The organism is Roseateles sp. AC306 (assembly GCF_979253795.1).
The window spans coordinates 117,695-135,102 of sequence record NZ_CEEDEB010000004.1; the positions used below are offsets into that span (position 1 = coordinate 117,695).

Annotated in this window: 14 protein-coding genes; 6 read left to right on the top strand and 8 right to left on the bottom strand. The window is 68.8% G+C overall.

Features of this window, described 5'->3' with window-relative positions; translation table 11 throughout:
- Window positions 1-46 precede the first annotated feature (46 nt).
- On the top strand, window positions 47-367 hold the full coding sequence (locus AC0IZJ_RS10980) for a plasmid stabilization protein (protein ID WP_471849531.1): 321 nt from the start codon (window positions 47-49) through the stop codon (window positions 365-367).
- Here the strand turns inward: AC0IZJ_RS10980 and AC0IZJ_RS10985 are convergent, their stop codons facing one another.
- Entirely contained in the window at window positions 368-1,288 is a 921-nt protein-coding gene (locus AC0IZJ_RS10985; protein ID WP_471849533.1) for a LysR family transcriptional regulator, read from the bottom strand.
- 63 nt (window positions 1,289-1,351) lie between these two features.
- On the opposite strand from AC0IZJ_RS10985, the gene AC0IZJ_RS10990 reads away from it, so the two are divergent.
- The 3 genes from AC0IZJ_RS10990 to AC0IZJ_RS11000 are packed head-to-tail and all read left to right on the top strand — an operon-like array spanning window position 1,352 to window position 4,262.
- A complete protein-coding gene (locus tag AC0IZJ_RS10990; RefSeq protein ID WP_471849535.1) occupies window positions 1,352-2,218 on the top strand; it encodes a class I SAM-dependent methyltransferase in 867 nt (288 codons plus the stop codon).
- Window positions 2,215-3,189 (top strand): tripartite tricarboxylate transporter substrate-binding protein, encoded by a 975-nt coding sequence (locus AC0IZJ_RS10995; protein ID WP_471849537.1) that lies wholly within the window; start codon window positions 2,215-2,217, stop codon window positions 3,187-3,189. The genes AC0IZJ_RS10990 and AC0IZJ_RS10995 overlap by 4 nt, the downstream gene beginning before the upstream one ends.
- A gap of 35 nt (window positions 3,190-3,224) precedes the next feature.
- Window positions 3,225-4,262, top strand: a complete 1,038-nt coding sequence (locus tag AC0IZJ_RS11000; RefSeq protein ID WP_471849539.1) for a PEP-CTERM sorting domain-containing protein — start codon at window positions 3,225-3,227, stop codon at window positions 4,260-4,262.
- Here the strand turns inward: AC0IZJ_RS11000 and tkt are convergent.
- The 7 genes from tkt to AC0IZJ_RS11035 all read right to left on the bottom strand — a co-directional run bounded on the left by tkt (window position 4,259) and on the right by AC0IZJ_RS11035 (window position 13,819).
- A complete protein-coding gene (tkt, locus tag AC0IZJ_RS11005; RefSeq protein ID WP_471849541.1) occupies window positions 4,259-6,262 on the bottom strand; it encodes a transketolase in 2,004 nt (667 codons plus the stop codon). The two genes, AC0IZJ_RS11000 and tkt, sit on opposite strands and share 4 nt — an antisense overlap.
- 4 nt (window positions 6,263-6,266) lie before the next feature.
- Complete coding sequence (gene tal, locus AC0IZJ_RS11010) at window positions 6,267-7,217, bottom strand: transaldolase (RefSeq protein WP_471849543.1); 951 nt, start codon at window positions 7,215-7,217, stop codon at window positions 6,267-6,269.
- A gap of 61 nt (window positions 7,218-7,278) precedes the next feature.
- Window positions 7,279-8,745 (bottom strand): xylulokinase, encoded by a 1,467-nt coding sequence (gene xylB / locus AC0IZJ_RS11015; RefSeq protein WP_471849545.1) that lies wholly within the window; start codon window positions 8,743-8,745, stop codon window positions 7,279-7,281.
- Window positions 8,746-8,928: 183 nt separating this feature from the next.
- On the bottom strand, window positions 8,929-10,245 hold the full coding sequence (gene xylA / locus AC0IZJ_RS11020) for a xylose isomerase (protein WP_471849547.1): 1,317 nt from the start codon (window positions 10,243-10,245) through the stop codon (window positions 8,929-8,931).
- A 42-nt stretch (window positions 10,246-10,287) separates the two neighbouring features.
- Window positions 10,288-11,805, bottom strand: a complete 1,518-nt coding sequence (locus AC0IZJ_RS11025) for an MFS transporter (RefSeq protein WP_471849549.1) — start codon at window positions 11,803-11,805, stop codon at window positions 10,288-10,290.
- Window positions 11,806-11,855: 50 nt separating this feature from the next.
- Window positions 11,856-13,511: a glycoside hydrolase family 43 protein gene (locus AC0IZJ_RS11030; RefSeq protein ID WP_471849551.1), complete on the bottom strand. Its 1,656-nt coding sequence runs from the start codon at window positions 13,509-13,511 to the stop codon at window positions 11,856-11,858.
- Window positions 13,512-13,513: 2 nt separating this feature from the next.
- Complete coding sequence (locus AC0IZJ_RS11035; protein WP_471849554.1) at window positions 13,514-13,819, bottom strand: hypothetical protein; 306 nt, start codon at window positions 13,817-13,819, stop codon at window positions 13,514-13,516.
- 238 nt (window positions 13,820-14,057) lie between these two features.
- Between AC0IZJ_RS11035 and AC0IZJ_RS11040 the strand changes: the two genes are divergently transcribed.
- A complete protein-coding gene (locus tag AC0IZJ_RS11040) occupies window positions 14,058-16,187 on the top strand; it encodes an alpha-glucuronidase family glycosyl hydrolase (RefSeq protein WP_471849556.1) in 2,130 nt (709 codons plus the stop codon).
- 125 nt (window positions 16,188-16,312) lie between these two features.
- Window positions 16,313-17,365 carry a LacI family DNA-binding transcriptional regulator gene (locus AC0IZJ_RS11045; RefSeq protein ID WP_471849558.1) on the top strand — a complete coding sequence of 351 codons (1,053 nt, stop codon included), beginning with the start codon at window positions 16,313-16,315 and terminating at the stop codon, window positions 17,363-17,365.
- The last annotated feature ends 43 nt before the right edge of the window (window positions 17,366-17,408 follow it).

Genomic DNA, 17,408 nt, shown 5'->3' on the forward strand with positions numbered 1-17,408 from the left:
AACGCGAGGGTTGCAAGGTTGCGCTTTTCAACTCCCGGAGAACGCCATGCCTCGCGGTGACAAGTCGTCCTATACCGACAAGCAAAAGCGGCAGGCCGAGCACATCGAAAAGGGCTACGAAGCCCGCGGCGTGCCCGAGAAGGAGGCCGAGGCCCGCGCCTGGGCCACGGTCAACAAGGAGACCGGCGGCGGCAAGAAGTCCGGCTCGGGCCGTGGCCAGCCCGAGAACCACGAGCCCTCGCGCAAGGGCGGCCGGCTGGGCGGCAAGGCCGCAGCCAGCCGCACGGCGGCCGAGCGCTCGGCGTCGGCCAAGAAGGGCGCCGAGACGCGCAAGCGCAACGCGGCCGCCCGCGCCCGCGCGCACTGATCAGCCGGTCAGGATCGGCCGCAACGCGTCGATCTCGTCGACGATGAAGTCGAAGAAGGCGGCGACGCGCGGCGTCTGCCGCAGCTCGGTCGTCGTCAGCAGCCGCCAGATGCGTGTCAGCTCGGGCACCGGCGCGATCACCTGAATGAGGTCGGGCTCGGCGTCGCCCAGCGCTGTGGGCAGGGGCGCGACGCCGACCCCGGCCTTGGCTGAATAGACCAGACCCAGCACGCTGTTGCTGCGCGCCACGAGCACCGCGTCGGGCGCCACCGTGCGCAGCCAGCCGGCGATGCGGTGCCTGGCCATGGTCTCGTCGAAGCCGACGAGGGCATGCGCCGGCAGATCCTCGACGCGCGCGGGCCGGCCGTGGCGCTCGATGTAGCCGTTGCTGGCGTAAACGGCCCAGATGGAGTCGGCGATCTTGCGGCCGACAAGATCGCCGGCGGGCCCGTCTCCGGTGTCACCCGAGCGCAGCGCCACATCGGCCTCGCCGGCTGCGAGATCCACGTATTTGTCGCTCATGACGAAGTGCACCTGCAGCGCGGGATGGCGCTCGTTGAAGCGCTTGAGCAGCGTCGACTGGGTGATGCGGAAGACGATGGGCTCGGGGCAGGTCACGCGGATGACGCCCGACACCTCGGCGGTAGCAGCGACGAGCTGCTGCTTGAACTGCGTGATCGCCTCCTCGACGCGTTCGGCATGGGGCAGCAGGGACTGGCCGAACTCGGTGAGCCGGTAGCCGCTCGGCTGACGCTGCACCAGCGGCAGGCCGAAGCGCTTCTCCAACTGCGTCAGGCGCCGCTGCACGGTGGACTGGTCCAGGCCAAGCGCGCGGCCAGCAGCCAGCGTGCTGCCATGGCGAGCCACGGCCAGCAGGTGCTTGAGGTCGTCCCAGTCGAAGTCTTGCGGGCTATGCGCCATTGCGGCTCCTGTTCTGCAGATTTGCGGCTGACGGCAGCGTGCGCCGGGCCCTAGGCTGAAGCCATGGATGCATCTGTCACCGACTTCAAGGCCGCCGTGCGCAGCCACTGGGACGCCGCCGCCGCAGGCTGGGACCAGCATACGCCGGCCCTCCACGCATGGCTGCGTCAGACCACCGAAGCAATGATCGCCATGGCGGGCGTGCAGCGCGGCGCGCGCGTGCTGGACGTGGCCGCCGGTGCCGGTGATCAAACGCTGGATATCGCCCAACGTGTCGGGCCGTCCGGCGAGGTCGTGGCGGTCGACCTGTCGCCGGCCCTGGTCGCGCTGGGCGAGCAACGTGCACGGCTTGCCGGTCTTGCGCAGGTGCGGTGGCGCGTGGGTGATGGCGAGGACCTGGACGTCGAACCGGCATCCTTCGACGCGGCGGTCTGCCGGCTGGGGTTGATGCTCTTCCCCGACCCGCTGCAGGGCCTGCGCGAGATGCACCGTGCGCTGCGGCCCGGCGGGCGCGTCTGCACCGTCGTGTTCTCTGCACCGCCGCGCAACCCCTGCATCACGGCGCTGACGACGACGGCGCTGCGCCACGCCGGGCTGCCGCCGAGGGACCCGGGCGTGCCGGGCGGCCTGTTCAGCCTGTCCCGCCCCGGCCAGCTCGACGCGCTGTTCCATGAGGCCGGTTTCCGCGACGTCGCGACGACGGCGATGGACGCCGTCTTCCACATGCCGACCGTCGACGACTACCTCGCCTTCGTGCGCACCTCCGCCAGCCCCGTGCTGCAGATCCTCGACGGGCTCGGTGAGGCGGCGGCTCAGGCCGCGTGGAGCGACATCCGCCAGCAGTTGGAGGCTTTCGGCACGCCAGCCGGTTGGGCCGGACCGAACGAGCTGTTGTTGACGGCGGCGCGCAAGCCGGAGGGCAGCGCATGACCGGGGCCATGACACGGCGCGGGGTGCTGGCCGCGCTTGCTTCGCTGGGCTGCGGGCATGTTGGCGCAGCGCCGGATGGCGTCATGCGCCTGCTGTGCAGTGGCCCGGCCGGCAGCATTCCCGACCTGGTCGCCCGCGCCTTGGGCGAGTCGCTGGCGCTGACGCTCGGGCGGCACGTCATCGTTGACAACCGCCCCGGCGCGGCCGGCCAGCTGAGCGTCAGCGCGCTAAAGGCCGCGCCGCCGGACGGCTCGACGCTGCTGGTCGCCCAGGGCGCCGTTGCGACGGTCTACCCGGCTCTTTACGCCAGGCTGGCCTACGACGCCGCGATCGATCTGCTGCCGGTGAGCCTGGCCAGCGAAATGACGCTGGCCCTGGCCATCGGCCCGGCCGTGCCCGCCAGCGTGGCCACATTGGCCGACTTCATCGCCTGGCTGCGCGCCCACCCGGCCGCCGCCAACATCGGCTCGCCGGGGACCGGCACGCTGCCGCATCTGCTCGAAGCCATGCTGCTGGGCGAGGTCGGCGTCGCCTGGCAGCACGTCGCCTACTCCGGCGGGCCGCCGGCGTTGAACGACCTGCTGGGCGGGCAGATCGCCGCGCTGGTGCTGCCCGAGGGGCTGCTGCGCCAACACCACGGCTCAGGTCGGCTGCGCGTGCTAGCCACGTCAGGGGCGGTGCGCAGCGCCTATCTGCCCGACGCGCCGACGCTCGCCGAGCAGGGGCATCCGGGCCTAGTCGTGAAGGAATGGTTCGCGGTCTTTGCCCCGGGCGGAACACCTAACAACACAGTTGCAGGCCTGTCTGCTGCGGTCGAGACTGCCCTCGGCCGCGCTGAACTGGCCTCGGTGTTCGCCCAGGCCGGCATGGTGCCGGCAGGGTCGTCGCCCCGCGCATTGGCTGCGCGCATCGCGGCGGAGCAGCGCTACTGGAAGCCGGTGCTGAGGGCCCACGGCATCCAGGCCGAGTAGCGCATCCATCCAAGGTTTCACCAGGAGATTCGTCCATGCAACACCTCAGGTCACTGGCACTGTGCGCTGCCGCCTTGCTGCCTTTCGCTTCGTTCGCGGCGCCGGGCCTCGATGTCTATGCGCTGACCGCCGGAGGCAACTCGCAATTCGGCGCCAACGGCAACCCGTTCGGCTGTTCCACCTTCGCGCCCGACAGCGCCGCGCGGCTTTTCGGCCGGACGTTCGAGATTGGCCTGCCGACCGATGGTTCCATCTGCGGCGTGGGCGGCATCACGCGCAGCGCGACTGCAGCCGGCGGCGGCGTGCAGGTGGCCGCGCCACTGGCGGTGGGCTGGGGCCTGCCGACCGACCCCCGCACCTTCACCGGCAACGCGAAGGCGCGCGCCGGCTATGGCAACCTGGGCGTACAGGCGGTGGCCAGCTACACCGGCTCGTCGGACAACGGCACGGTCGCGGGCGCGCAGGCCGGTGCCCGGCAGGTCGACTCCCTGACCGTTGGCGGCGGCAGCGGCAACGGCGTCTACCGGCAGACCTTCACCATCGACGGCTCGCTGTTCAACATCGGCCGTGCCGACAGCGAGATCGAGTTCGGCTATTTCGCCGGCTCCGGCCCGGCGCTGATGGCTTTTCGCATCACCAGCCAGCAGGGCGGCGTGGTGGCGATGTATGCCAACGGCGGCTTCCAGGCGGCACTGCCGGGCATCAGCGTCACCGGCGACCTGGCGACCGGCTTCACGGTGGCGGGCAGCACCACGTTTTCCTTCGACATCCCCATCGTCTTCGGCGTTGCGCAGGATGTCGGCCTGACCTTGTGGGCCAGCACCCTGCCGCGCTCCAACCTTGGCCTCTCGACGCCGAGCGGCAGCGACGCCAGCTTCTTTAGCAGCGCCAGGCTGACCGGCATCCAGGTCTTCGACAGCGGCGGCCAAGCGGTCAGCAACTTCACCGTCACATCAGGCTCGGGCACGCTGTACGGCCCGGGCGGCGTGGTGGCCGTGCCCGAGCCGAGTGTGGCGTTGCTGCTGTGCCTAGGCCTGTTGTGCCTCGGCGGTCTGCGCCGCCGTTCGCCTTAACTGGACAGGCAGCTCAGGCCGGCGTCCACGACCGCCTGAACGGTGATGCCGAAGTGCGCGTACAGCGCTGCGGCCGGTGCGGATTCGCCAAAGGTGTCGATGCCGACGACCGCGCCTTCCAGGCCAACGTACTGGCGCCACGGCGCCGTGACGCCCGCCTCGACGGCGACCCGGGGCACGCCGGCAGGCAGCACCGCGCTGCGCCAGGCGGCGTCCTGCTTCTCGAACACGTGGCAGGACGGCAGGGACACGACGCGGGCATTGACGCCGCTGTCGGCCAGCTTCTTCTGCGCCTGCACGGCCAGGTCCAGCTCCGAGCCGGTGGCGATCAGCACGAGCTGCAAGGGCTTGTCCGCCGATTCGCGCACCAGCACATAGCCGCCGCGTTCGATGGCCGCGAGCGTCTCTTCATCACGCGCCTGATGCGGCAGGTTCTGGCGCGAGAGCACCAGCGCCGTCGGCGTGCTGCGGTGGCGCACGGCGGTCTGCCAGGCCACCAGCGTCTCGACGGCGTCGCCCGGCCGCCAGAGGTCGAGGTTGGGCACCAGGCGCAGCGTCGCGACCTGCTCGACGGGCTGGTGCGTGGGGCCGTCCTCGCCCAGGCCGATGGAGTCGTGCGTGAAGACGTAGATCGGGTTGGTGCGCATCAGCGCGGCCATGCGGATGCCGTTGCGTGCGTACTCCGAGAACATCAGGAAGGTGCCGCCAAAGGGCCGCCAGCCGCCGTGTAGGGCGATGCCGGTCTGGATGGCGACCATGGCGAACTCGCGCACGCCGTAGTGCAGGTAGTTGCCGCCGGCTGCGGCCTTCTCGACGGAGCGGCAGCCCTTCCACTGCGTCAGGTTGGACGGCGCCAGGTCGGCGGAGCCGCCGAGCAGTTCGGGCAGCAGCGGGGCCAGCGCGGTGATGCTGTTCTGCGAAGCCTTGCGCGAGGCGACGGTCTCCGCCTTGGCGACGGCGGCGGCGAGCAGGGCGCTGGCCTGCGCGTCGAAATCGGCGGGCAGTTCGCCACGCACGCGGCGTTCGAACTCGGCGGCGCGTGCCGGATCGGCGGCGCGGTAGTTGGCCAGCACGGCTTCCCATTCGCGCTGGCGCGAGGCGCCGCTGTCGCGGGCGTCCAGCGGCGCGCGGGCTTCCTCGGGCACGACGAAAGGCGGGTAGGGCCAGGTCAGCGCTTCACGCACGGCCAACACCTCGGCAGCGCCCAGCGGTGCGCCGTGCACGTCGTGGCCGCCGGCCTTGTTGGGCGATCCCTTGCCGATGGTCGTTCTGGCGCAGATCAGCGTGGGCTTGCCGATGTCTTCACCGGCCTGGTTCAGCGCGGCGTCTATTGCTGCGAAGTCATGGCCGTCGACGTTGCGGATCACGCGCCAGCCATAGGCCTCGAAGCGTGCCGGCGTGTCGTCGCCGAACCAGCCCTTGACGTCGCCGTCGATGGAGATGCCGTTGTCGTCGTAGATGACGACGAGCTTGCCCAGGCCCCAGGTGGCGGCCAGCGAGCAGGCTTCGTGCGAGATGCCTTCCATCAGGCAGCCGTCGCCGACGAAGACGAAGGTGCGATGGTCCACCAGCGCGTGATCGGGCGTATTGAACTCGGCGGCGAGCAGCTGCTCGGCGAGTGCCATGCCGACGGCGTTGGCCAGGCCCTGGCCGAGCGGACCGGTGGTCGTCTCGACGCCGGGCGTCAAGCCCACCTCGGGATGGCCGGGCGTCTTGCTGTGCATCTGGCGGAAGGCCTTCAGCTCGGCCATCGGCAGGTCGTAGCCGCTCAGGTGCAGCAGGCCGTAGAGCAGCATGCTGCCGTGGCCGTTGGACAGCACGAAGCGGTCGCGGCCGGGCCAGCGTGGGTCGGCCGGGTTGTGGCGCAGGTGGCGGCTCCACAGCACGGCGGCGATGTCGGCCATGCCCATCGGCATACCGGGGTGGCCTGAGTTGGCCTGCTGCACGGCGTCGACGGCGAGCATGCGCAGCGCGTTGGCGGCGAGGGTGAGGTCTTGCATGGTCTTAGCCTTGATGAGTGCGGATCAATTGCTCGAGCGTCTCGGTGTCGGCGATGAACTGCGTGATGCCTTCGGTGAGCTTGTCGCGGGCCATCGCGTCGGCGGCCAGGGCGGCGTGGAACTGGCTTTCCGTCAGCGCGGCAGGTGCGGCTTCGAGCTGGTCTTCGTGCGCCTTCAGCCGGCGCTCGACCGGCGTCGTCGCCTGGCTCAGTTCGGCCAGCAGCGCGGGACTGATGGTCATCAGGTCGCAGCCGGCCAGCGCGATGATCTGACCGCTGTTGCGAAAGCTCGCGGCCATCACTTCGGTCGTGATGCCGTGGCGCTTGTAGTGGCGGTAGATCTCCTCGACCGAGCGCACGCCGGGGTCGTTGGGACCGGCCATCGCGGCCTCGTTCCAGCTGTGGCCGGCGGTCTTCTTGAACCAGTCGTAGATGCGGCCGACGAAGGGCGAGATCAGCTTCACGCCGGCATCCGCGCAGGCCTGCGCCTGGGCCAGGCAGAACAGCAGCGTCAGGTTGGTGTGGATGCCCTGCTGCTCCAGCTCGCGGGCGGCCTGGATGCCTTCCCATGTGGAGGCCAGCTTGATCAGCACGCGGGCCTTGGGCACGCCGGCAGCGGCATACAGCTCGATGAGGCGCCTGGCGGTGGCGATGGATGCCGCCGTGTCGTGCGACAGGCGCGGGTCGATCTCGGTGGACACGCGGCCCGGCACGACCTTCAGGATCTCCACGCCGAAAGCGACGAGCAGATGTTCAGTCACCGTCGTGGCCGATGCGCCCGGGTTTGCGGCGACCGCCTGTTCCAGCAACGCGCGGTAACGCGGCTGCTGCACGGCCTTGAGCACGAGCGACGGGTTGGTCGTCGCGTCCTGCGGGCGGAACTGCGCGAGCTGGTCGAAGTCACCGGTATCGGCGACGACGGTGGTGTGTTGGCGAAGGAGGTCGAGGCTGTTCATTTGGGCAAAGCGCGGCCCTGCCACGGTGAAGTGGCACAGACCTTGGTGGTGAAGAAGAGGGTTAGACGAACTCGCTGCGCAGCGCGTCGTAGAGGCGCTTGAAGCGGGCGTGGCGGGGCTGCAATGCTGCTGCCAGTGCGGGGTCGGGTTCGGCGACGCGGGCGATGTCGGGTGTGCGGCAGACCTCGTCCACCGAACCGCCGCAGGCGAGCCAGGCCAGGCGCGCAGCGCCCAGGGCGCCACCGGCTTCGGCGCCAACGCCGTTGACGAGGCGCACGTTCAGCAGCGACGCGAGCAACTTGGCCCACCACTCGCTGCGGGCGCCACCGCCGACCAGCCAGAGCTGCTCGGCGTTGCCGCCGCCGGCCTGCAGTGCCTGCCAGCCGTCCAGCAGCGCGAAGCCGACGCCTTCGAGCACCGCGTAACCCATCTCGGCGGCGCCATGCTCATGCGTGAGGCCGAAGAACACGCCCTGCGCGTTGGCGTTGTTGTGCGGCGTGCGCTCGCCGCTCAGGTAGGGCAGGAAGATCGGCGCCTGCTGGCGCTGCGTGTCGGTCAGCGCGGCGGCCTTGGCGATGAGGTCGGCCTCGCCGCCGGGCATGCCCAGCATCAGCGTGGCCCAGCGCAGCGCGCTGGCGGCGCTGAGCACGACGCTCATCTGATGCCAGGTGTCGGGCAGCGCATGGCAGAAGGCATGCACCGCGCGAGCCGGGTTGGGGCTGAAGGCGGGGTTGCAGAGGAAGATGACGCCCGACGTGCCGAGCGACAGGAAGCCGTCGCCGGGCTTGACGACGCCCATGCCGACGGCGCTCGAGGCGTTGTCGCCACCGCCGCCGGCGATCCGGATGCTGGCGGACAGGCCCCAGCGCGCGGCCAGTTCCGGCTTCAGCGTGGCGCTGGCTTCGCTGCCTTCGACAAGGCGCGGCATCTGCGCTTCGGTCAGGCCGGTCAGCGCGAGTGCTTCGGGCGACCAGCGGCGCTTCGCGACGTCCAGCCACAAGGTGCCGGCGGCGTCGCTCATCTCGCTGACGTAGTCGCCGCTGAGCTCGAAGCGCAGCCAGTCCTTGGGCAGCAGCACCTTGGCGACTTGGCCGAACAGGTCGGGCTCGTGCTGGCGCATCCAGGCGAGCTTGGGGGCCGTGAAGCCCGGCATCGCGAGGTTGCCGGTGATGGCCGGCAGCTCGGGGCAGGCGGCCATCATCTCGGCGCACTGCGGGCCGCTGCGGCCGTCGTTCCACAGGATGGCCGGGCGCAGCACCTTGGCGGCGGCGTCCAGCGTGACGGCGCCGTGCATCTGGCCCGACAGGCCGATGCCACGCACCTTGGCGAGCGCGTCGCCGTGCTCGCTCTTGAGTTTGGCCATGCCCTGGTCAAGAGCTGCCCACCAGTCGGCGGGGTTCTGCTCACTCCACAGCGGCTGGGGCCGCTGCACGGTGAGCGCCACGCCGGTGGTGGTGACGATGTTGTGCTGCTCGTCGAGCAGCAGCAGCTTGATCTCGGAGGTGCCGAGGTCGATACCGAGGAACATGGTGGATTCAGCTCTGGTTGTTGGCGGCCGTCGTGCTTTCACGGGCCGAGCGCCGGGCCGCTCCCAAGCCGGCCCGTCCTGGCGATGTGCTTGCGGCTCAATGCCGCAAGCATCGCCATCCCCTCGGGGGATCGGCCAGCTCGCTGGCGTTCAGCACAGCGAGCTGGACGAGGGGCTTCGCGTTCAGACGAAGTTGTTGACGATGTTCTCGAGACGCTCTTGACGGCCGGAACGCGGCACCGGCGAGATGCCTTGTTCGTGCACGATCTTGGCCAGGTCATCCAGGCTGGCGCCGCCGGAGATCTTCTTGCCCAGGTCGCCTTCCCAACCGGCATAACGGTCCTTCAGCGCGGTTTCCAGCTGGCCGCTCTCGTACAGCGCGGCCGCGTTCAGGAAGGCGCGGGCCATCGTGTCCATGCCGCCGATGTGGCCTTCGAGCTGGTCGGTCGGGTCGATGGACTGGCGGCGCACCTTGGCGTCGAAGTTCGTGCCGCCGGTCGTGAAGCCACCCGCACGGATGATCTCCAGCATGGCCGGCACGAGGGCCGCGTGGTTGTTGGGGAACTGGTCGGTGTCCCAGCCCAGCTGCTCGTCGCCGCGGTTGGCGTCGATGGAGCCCAGGATGCCCAGGGCCGCGGCGGTGGCCACTTCATGCTCGAAGCTGTGGCCGGCCAGCGTGGCGTGGTTCACCTCGAGGTTGACCTTGACTTCGTTCTCCAGGCCGTAGGTCTTCAGGAAGCCGTAGACGGTGGCGCTGTCGTAGTCGTACTGGTGCTTGGTGGGCTCCTGCGGCTTGGGCTCGATCAGGATGGTGCCCTTGAAGCCGATCTTGTGCTTGTGCTCGACGACGGCGGAGAGGAAGCGGCCGTGGTTGGCCAGCTCGCGCTTCATGTCGGTGTTCAGCAGGGTCTCGTAGCCTTCACGGCCGCCCCACAGCACGTAGTTCTGGCCGCCCAGGCGGTGAGTCCACTCCAGCACGTGCTTGACCTGCGCCGCGGCGAAGGCGAAGACTTCCGGATCGGGGTTAGTGCCGGCGCCGCTCATGAAGCGGGGGTTGGAGAACAGGTTCGCCGTGCCCCAGAGCAGGCCGATGTTGCCGTCCTGCATCTTCTTGCCGGCGGCTTCGAGCAAGCCGTCGAGGATGCGGTTGGACTCGGCCAGCGTCGCGCCTTCCGGGGCCACGTCGCGGTCATGGAAGCACCAGTAGGGCAGGCCCAGCTTGCCGAAGAAGTCGAAGGCGGCGTCGAGCTTGCTGTAGGCAGCCTTGACCGAGTCGGGTTCGGCGAACCAGTGGCGCGCGTGGGCGGTGGCGCCCAGGCCGAAGATGTCCTCGCCCTTCCAGCAGAAGTTGTGCCAGTAGCAGACGGCCGGGCGCAGATGCTCGGCGAGCGTCTTGCCGAGGACGACGCGCTTGGCGTCATACCAGCGGTAGGCGAAAGGGTTGGTGGACTGGGGGCCTTCGTACTTGACGACGGGGAGGTCGGAATAGGCGGTGCTCATGGCAAGGTCCTGACTGCGGAAAAAGTGGTGGTGTGGATAAGGTTAGGCGGCCGTCGGCTCGATGCCAGCCTTGCGGCGGCGTTCGGCGAGTTCGTCGGACATTTTTATGGTGGTTTGCTTGTCGAGCTTGTTGGCCAGCAGGCTCAGGGTGCATCCGGCAAACAGCAGGCCGACGACGATGCTGGACGCGACTCTGTAGCCCTCGATGGCGTTGGGCGCCGTGGGCATCTGCGTGTCGTAGCCGAAGAAGCCGGCCAGGATCCACAGGAAGCTCGCCGAGCCCAGCGCGAGGCCCGCCTTCAGCGAGAAGCCGATGGTGGCGAACACCATGCCGGTGAAGCGGCGGCCGGTCTGCCACTCGGAGTAGTCGGCGGCATCGGCGTACATCGACCACATGACCGCCACGCTCGGTGCGTAGACGATGGCGCTGAGGATGTGCAGGCCCAGCATGCCCCAGACGGCGTCGGGCGGCAGCAGGTACATCGCGAAGGCGGTCAGCGTCGACAGGCCGAAGCTGACGATGCCCACCGCCCGGCGGCCATAGCGCGCCGACAGGCCCACGGACAGCGCGATGACGATCATGGTCGTCGCCGTGCCGCTCATGTTGATGAGGCTGTTGAACACGTCGGCCACGTTGGAGCTGCCGAGCTGGTCTCGCGTGCCGTGCACGATGTAGCCCAGCCAGTCGGCCAGCGTGCCGGTGCTGGCCGCATCCGGCGTCGTCAGCCCGACCGCAGCCAGGAAGTCGAACATCGCCGCCTTGTCGGCGTAGTGGTGGTAGTAGTTGAAGTGGGCGCCGCCGCGCAGGGCCAGCATGCCGAAGTGGAAGACGGTGTAGGCCACCAGCGCGATCCACGGGCCGTTCTTCAGCAGGTCCGTGAAGTCCTGCTTGGGCGACGAATGCGTCTCCACCAACGGCTTGATGCGCTCCTTCGTCGTGAAGAAGGTGACGAGGAACAGGATCAGGCAGGCCACCGCCCAGATCGTCATCGTCATCTGCCAGCCGTAGGCGCGGTCATGCCCCTGTGCGAACTTGGCCACCAGCGGCAGCGTCAGGCCGCCGACCAGGAACTGCGCGGCGTTGACCGACACGAAGCGGTAGCTGTTGAGCTTGGTGCGCTCGTTGAGGTCCGCCGTCATCACGCCGCTCATCGCCGAGTAGGGCATGTTGTTCATCGAGTACAGCGTCATCAGCAGCGTGTTGGTGATGCCGGCATAGGCGACCACCATGCCAACGCTCCAGCCCCAGCTCGGATCTGGGGTGGTGTAGGCCAGGATCATGACGACGCACCAGGGCACCGACGTCCACAGCACCCAGGGGCGGAACTTGCCCCAGCGGGTATTGGTACGGTCGGCCAGCACGCCCATGATGGGGTCGAACACGGCATCCCACAGGCGCGGCCACAGCAGGATGGCCGCCGCCGTGCTGGCGCTAAGCCCCACGACGTCCGTGTAGAAGTTGAGCTGGAACAGGATCATGGACATGAAGACCAGGTTCGCAGCGGCGTCACCGCAGCTGTACCCGGCCTTTTCCATGAAGGAAAGGCGCTGGTGAGTCATTTGTCTCCTCTTATGGTTTTCTGAGGTCGTCTTCTCTGGTCAGCCGTTGATCACGGCTTGGCTTCGTATGAGAGGTAATCGAAGTCTGCGGTCGTGCGGGTGCCGGCCAGGTCCTGGCAGGCAATGCCGATGAAGTTGCCGGTGAAGCCGAAGCTGTTGGCGAAGCCGTTGATGAAGCGGGTCGCGAACTCGTCGCTCAGCATGGCCGCGTCCAGCGCCGGGCCGATGGGCTGCCAGGCCGCGTCGCCCTGGCGGAAGGAGAACTGGTAGGTGTCGTGGCTGAATTCGACGGCCAGGTCCACGGGGCCGGCGGCCAGCGGAACGGGCGTGGCCGGCCCGCTGATGGCGCCGTCGCGGTTGACGGTCAGGTAGACGACGCGGGCGCTGCTATCCGGGTCGCGCGTGACGTGCAGATAGGCGTGGTTGCGGGTGTTGTAGTAGGCGGTGAGGCCGGCCATCTGGTGGAAGCTGTCGGGCTCGAACTCCACGCGGGTTTCGACGCGGCAGTTGAAATGCTGCTGGCGGCGCGCGACGAGGCTCTGGTCGAACAGGCTCATCAGCGACTCGCGGCCCGTCAGGCGCAGGTGGCCTGGGCGGGCCGTGAGCGAGGCCCAGCTTTCGTCGAAGGGCTTGCGCAGCGAGTTCAGGTGGCCGTTGAAGGTGGTCGAGTCGAAGTCGTCACGCGCGGGCTCGGCGGGGAAGGGGTGCGGCGGCAGATCGGGCAGCGCGATGTTGACGCTGGGCTGCTGGCCATTGCCGCCGACCACTTCGGGCCAGTCGTCGTCGCGCCAGTGCAGGCGCTGCAGCGCGGTCTCGCGGCCCAGCGGGCAGTGCAGGCCGGCGTAGCCACCACTCGGATTGTTCTGGTGCGCGTTCGGGCCGGTCCATTCCAGCGGGCGGCCGCAGAGGTGGGCCATGAACCATTCGCCGCTGGCCGTCTCGACCCAGCTGGCGTGGCCGCTGCGCTGCAGGCCGTCCGTGGGCTTCTGCCAGGCCGTCAGCAGCGGGTTGCCGGGCAGGGTCTCGTAGGGGCCTTCAAGGTTGCGCGAGCGGGCCAGCGTCACGGCGTGTTCGTAGAAGGTGCCGCCTTCGGCTGTCAGCAGGTAGTACCAGCCGTTGCGCAGGTAGAGGTGCGGGCCTTCGACAACGCCCAGCTCGGTGCCGGCGTAGATGTTCTTGATCGGGCCGACGAGCTTCTTCGCTTCGTGGTCGTACTCCTGCAGCAGGATGCCGTTGAAGTGGTGCTTGCCCGGCCAGTGGATCCACTGCTGGTTGATCAGCCAATGCTTGCCATCGGCGTCGTGGAACAGGCTGGGGTCGAAGCCCGAGCTGTTCAGGTAGATGGGCTCGCTCCACGGGCCGTCGATGCTGGGCGCCGTGATGAGGTAGTTGTGCGTGTCCTTGAACGCGCCGATGGTGCTGCGCACATCGGTGTAGATCATCCAGAACTGGCCGTGCGAATACGTCAGGCAGGGCGCCCAGACGCCGGCCGAATCGGGGTGGCCGTTCAGGTCGAGCTGGCTGGTGCGCGTGACGGCATAGCTGTGGTGGCGCCAGTTCACCAGGTCTTTGGAATGGTGGATGCGCACGCCTGGCCACCATTCGAAGGTGGACGTGGCGATGTAGTAATCGTCACCGCCTTCACCAGGCACGCGGCAGATGGACGGGTCGGCGTGGAAGCCCGGCAGGATGGGATTGGCAATCATCGTCAAAGGAGGCGTTCAGGCGAGGGTTGAAGCAGCAGGCCCGGCGCGGCATGTGGCCGGCCGGCGTGGAGAAGCAGGGCGCCGATGAGCACCAGGCCGCCGGCAGCGGTCAGGGCCTGGACGGCGCTAGGGAACTTGGCGGATGCGACATCAGCATCCCGCCAGATGACGCAGGCACCCGGCAAGGCGTTGAAGCAACCGGCTGTTGGCAGCGGACCATGCGCGCGGATGAAGTCGCGGCCGGCAGCGATGCTGCCACGCTCGATCCAACGCTGGCGGCCCATGGCCGCGCCCGCTCCAACCGGCATCACGCGTTCCGCCCAGGGAGCTTGGTAGCGCTAGCGGATGAGCTCCGGGTATACCCCTGCCGCGGCAGCGACATCAGGGTGATTCCGGATGCGGGTTGTTTCAAGACGTTGTCTCCGAAGAAATACCGGGCTTGGTGCGTGATTGTGCCGGCTTGCGGGAATGAAATGTAGCGCTACCATTTGCATTCGCGCAAGCCGGGATTGCGTGGAAGAAGCACGCTGAATGGCGGGAGACAAGATGACGACGAGTTTCAAAGGGCTGGTGATGGCCCTGTTGCTGGCGCTGTTGCCCACCTGGGCAGTGGCCGAGGACGGGCATGAGCTGTGGCTGCGCTACCGGCCGCTCGCCGGCCAAGCGAGGGTGCAGGCCGGTGTGGGCGCCATCATGCTGGCGGCGCCCGACTCGGCGACGACCCAGGCCGCCATTGCCGAGCTCCAGCGAGGAATGAAAGGACTGACGGGACGTGAGCCCCCGCTAACCGCGCATGTCAAGGCTGGCACGCTGATGCTGGCGACGCGCGCGCAGGCACCGGCCGGCCTGAACCTGGCCTGGGATGAACTTGGCCGTGAGGGCTATGCGCTGCGACGCCTCAAGCTGCAAGGCCGGGAGGTGACCGTTATCGCCGCCAACAGCGACATCGGCCTGCTCTATGGCAGCTTCGCGTGGCTGCGTGCCGCCCAGACCGGCGTCGACCTGGCCAAGGTCGATCAGCGCTCCGTGCCCAAGGTCGGTCTGCGCCTCCTCAACCACTGGGACAACCTGGACGGCCATGTCGAGCGCGGCTATTCGGGTGCGTCGCTGTGGGACTGGTGGAAGCTGCCCGACATCCTCGATGCGCGCTACGTCGACTACGCCCGTGCCAACGCCTCGCTCGGAATCAACGGCACGGTGCTGAACAACGTCAACGCCAAGGCCGACTCGCTGACCGCGCCCTACCTCGCCAAGGCGGCGGCGCTGGCCGGCGTGTTCCGGCCCTATGGCATCAAGGTCTATCTGTCGGCGCGCTTTTCGGCACCGGTGGAGCTGGGCGGCCTGAAGACGTCCGACCCGCTGGACCCGGCCGTGCGTGCCTGGTGGAAGGCCAAGGCGGATGAGGTCTACAAGACCATTCCGGACTTCGGCGGCTTCCTCGTCAAGGCCAACTCCGAGGGCCAGCCCGGCCCGCAGGACTACGGCCGCAACCATGCCGACGGCGCCAACATGCTGGCCGAGGCGCTGGCGCCCCACGGCGGCGTCGTCATGTGGCGGGCCTTTGTCTACGCGCCGGACGCCAAGGACCGCGCCGCCCAGGCCTATGCCGAGTTCCAGCCGCTGGACGGCCAGTTCGCCGCCAACGTCATCGTGCAGGTGAAGAACGGCGCCATCGACTTCCAGCCTCGCGAGCCCTTCCACCCGCTGTTCGGCGCCATGCCCAAAACGCCTATCGCGCTGGAGCTGCAGATCACCAAGGAGTACCTGGGCTTCTCGACCCACCTCGTCCACCTCGGCCCGCTGTTTGAGGAGGTGGTGCGCGCCGACACGGGCCACGGCGGCACGGTCGCCCGCGTCGTCGACGGCAGCCTGCACGGCCACAAGCTCACTGCGATTGCCGGCGTCGCCAACATCGGCCAGGACCGCAACTGGAGCGGCTCGCAGTTCGACCAGGCCAACTGGTATGCCTTCGGCCGCATGGCCTGGGACCCGGACGTGAAGGCCGCCTCGGTCGCTCGTGACTGGGTGGCGCAGACATTCACGCCCCGTCCCGCCGCGCGCGACGCCATCGTCGAGCTGATGCTGGCCTCGCGCGAGGCCGTCGTCGACTACATGACGCCGCTGGGCCTGCACCACCTGATGGACACGGGCCACCACTACGGCCCCGGCCCCTGGGTCAACAACCTGGAGCGCGCCGACTGGAACCCGACCTATTTCCACCGCGCCGCACGCGATGGCATCGGCTTCGACCGCTCGCCCAACGGCAGCAATGCCGTCGCCCAGTACGCGCCGTCGGTGGCGCGCCGCTTTGCCGACCCAGGCACGACGCCGCCCGAGCTGCTGCTGTGGTTCCACCATCTGCCCTGGGACTACGCCATGCCGTCCGGCCGCACGCTGTGGGCTGAGCTGATTGCACGCTACGACCGTGGCGTGGCGACCGTGGACGACATGGGCCGCCGCTGGGCCGCGCTAAAGGGCGACGTCGACGCCGAGCGCCATGCCGAAGTGACCGCCTATCTCGCCGTGCAGGCCCGTGAGGCGCGCTGGTGGCGCGATGCTTGCGTTGCCTATTTCCAGTCGGTCTCGGGCCTGCCCTTGCCGGCCGGCACGCGGCCACCGGAAAAGGACTTGGCGGCCTACAAGGCCTTGCGCTTTGGTTTCGCGCCGGGCCGTTGAGAAGGCAGCATGGGCATGGTAGAGAATCACGACTTCGGCCGCGCAGCGCTCGCCGGCCGCCTAAGAACAATGAAGACTCGAGGTGCAGATTGAAGCCAAACATGCGTCATGGGCGCAGCACCAAGGTGGCCACAATCGCCGACGTGGCCAGCCTGGCCGAGGTGTCGCCGATGACCGTGTCGCGGGTCGTCAACGGGGAGCTGAACGTGCGCCCCGCCACCCGCGAGAAGGTGCAGGCGGCCATCGCCGCGCTGAACTACGTGCCCAACCAGGCGGCGCGCCGCCTGGCCGGGTCGGAGCCCATCCGCATCGGCATGCTCTACATCGACCCGACGGCGGGTTACCTCAATGAGTTCCTGATCGGCCTGCTGAACAAGGCCAGCCTGCGCCACGTGCAGCTGGTCGTGCAACGCTGCGACGCCGCGCGCGACGGCGAAGAAGCCCCCGTGGCCGAGATGATCGCCAACGGCATCGACGGCCTCATCCTGCCGCCGCCTTTCTGCGACTCCCAGCCGCTGCTCAAGCTGGTGGCCGAGACCGACACGCCGGCCGTCGTCGTCTCCAGCGGCGTGCCGCCTGAAGCCGTCTGCGCCGTCGGCATCGACGACTACCAGGCCGCCTACGAGATGACGCGCCACCTGCTGAACCTGGGCCATCACCGGCTGGGCTTCATCATCGGCGACCCCTACCAGAGCAGCAGCTCGCGCCGCCTGGCAGGCTTCCATGGTGCGATGGCCGATGCCGGCCTCAACATCGCTGAGGAGGAGGTCGTCGCTCAGGGCATGTTCACCTACCGTTCGGGCCTGGACGCGGCCGAGTTCCTGCTGTCGCAGGAACAGCGGCCCACGGCCATCTTTGCCAGCAATGACGACATGGCCGCAGCCACCGTCGCCATCGCCCACCGCATGGGGCTGGACGTGCCCAGCGACCTGACCGTGGTCGGCTTCGACGATGCCCCTTTGGCCACGACGATCTGGCCCGAACTCACCACCGTGCGCCAGCCCATCATGGAGATGGCCGGCGCCGCGGTGGACCTGCTGGTGCGCCACATCCGTGCGCGCCGCAATGGCGAGCCTCTGCCCTGCGAGCACGAGCTCCAAGACTTCGAACTGGTCCGACGCCAGTCCGACGCCGCGCCCCGCCTGCGCCCTCCGATACGCCTGGGTGCCGGCAGCTGACGCACGACGACACCTCTCCTTCGGGGCCCGACGCCGGGCCTGA

Excerpts from the sequence above, each read along its gene's own strand:
- AC0IZJ_RS10980 (WP_471849531.1), top strand. The coding sequence starts at position 47 with ATGCCTCGCGGTGACAAGTCGTCCTATACCGACAAGCAAAAGCGGCAG.
- AC0IZJ_RS10985 (WP_471849533.1), bottom strand. The coding sequence starts at position 1,288 with ATGGCGCATAGCCCGCAAGACTTCGACTGGGACGACCTCAAGCACCTG.
- AC0IZJ_RS10990 (WP_471849535.1), top strand. The coding sequence starts at position 1,352 with ATGGATGCATCTGTCACCGACTTCAAGGCCGCCGTGCGCAGCCACTGG.
- AC0IZJ_RS10995 (WP_471849537.1), top strand. The coding sequence starts at position 2,215 with ATGACCGGGGCCATGACACGGCGCGGGGTGCTGGCCGCGCTTGCTTCG.
- AC0IZJ_RS11000 (WP_471849539.1), top strand. The coding sequence starts at position 3,225 with ATGCAACACCTCAGGTCACTGGCACTGTGCGCTGCCGCCTTGCTGCCT.
- tkt (WP_471849541.1), bottom strand. The coding sequence starts at position 6,262 with ATGCAAGACCTCACCCTCGCCGCCAACGCGCTGCGCATGCTCGCCGTC.
- tal (WP_471849543.1), bottom strand. The coding sequence starts at position 7,217 with ATGAACAGCCTCGACCTCCTTCGCCAACACACCACCGTCGTCGCCGAT.
- xylB (WP_471849545.1), bottom strand. The coding sequence starts at position 8,745 with ATGTTCCTCGGTATCGACCTCGGCACCTCCGAGATCAAGCTGCTGCTG.
- xylA (WP_471849547.1), bottom strand. The coding sequence starts at position 10,245 with ATGAGCACCGCCTATTCCGACCTCCCCGTCGTCAAGTACGAAGGCCCC.
- AC0IZJ_RS11025 (WP_471849549.1), bottom strand. The coding sequence starts at position 11,805 with ATGACTCACCAGCGCCTTTCCTTCATGGAAAAGGCCGGGTACAGCTGC.
- AC0IZJ_RS11030 (WP_471849551.1), bottom strand. The coding sequence starts at position 13,511 with ATGATTGCCAATCCCATCCTGCCGGGCTTCCACGCCGACCCGTCCATC.
- AC0IZJ_RS11035 (WP_471849554.1), bottom strand. The coding sequence starts at position 13,819 with ATGCCGGTTGGAGCGGGCGCGGCCATGGGCCGCCAGCGTTGGATCGAG.
- AC0IZJ_RS11040 (WP_471849556.1), top strand. The coding sequence starts at position 14,058 with ATGACGACGAGTTTCAAAGGGCTGGTGATGGCCCTGTTGCTGGCGCTG.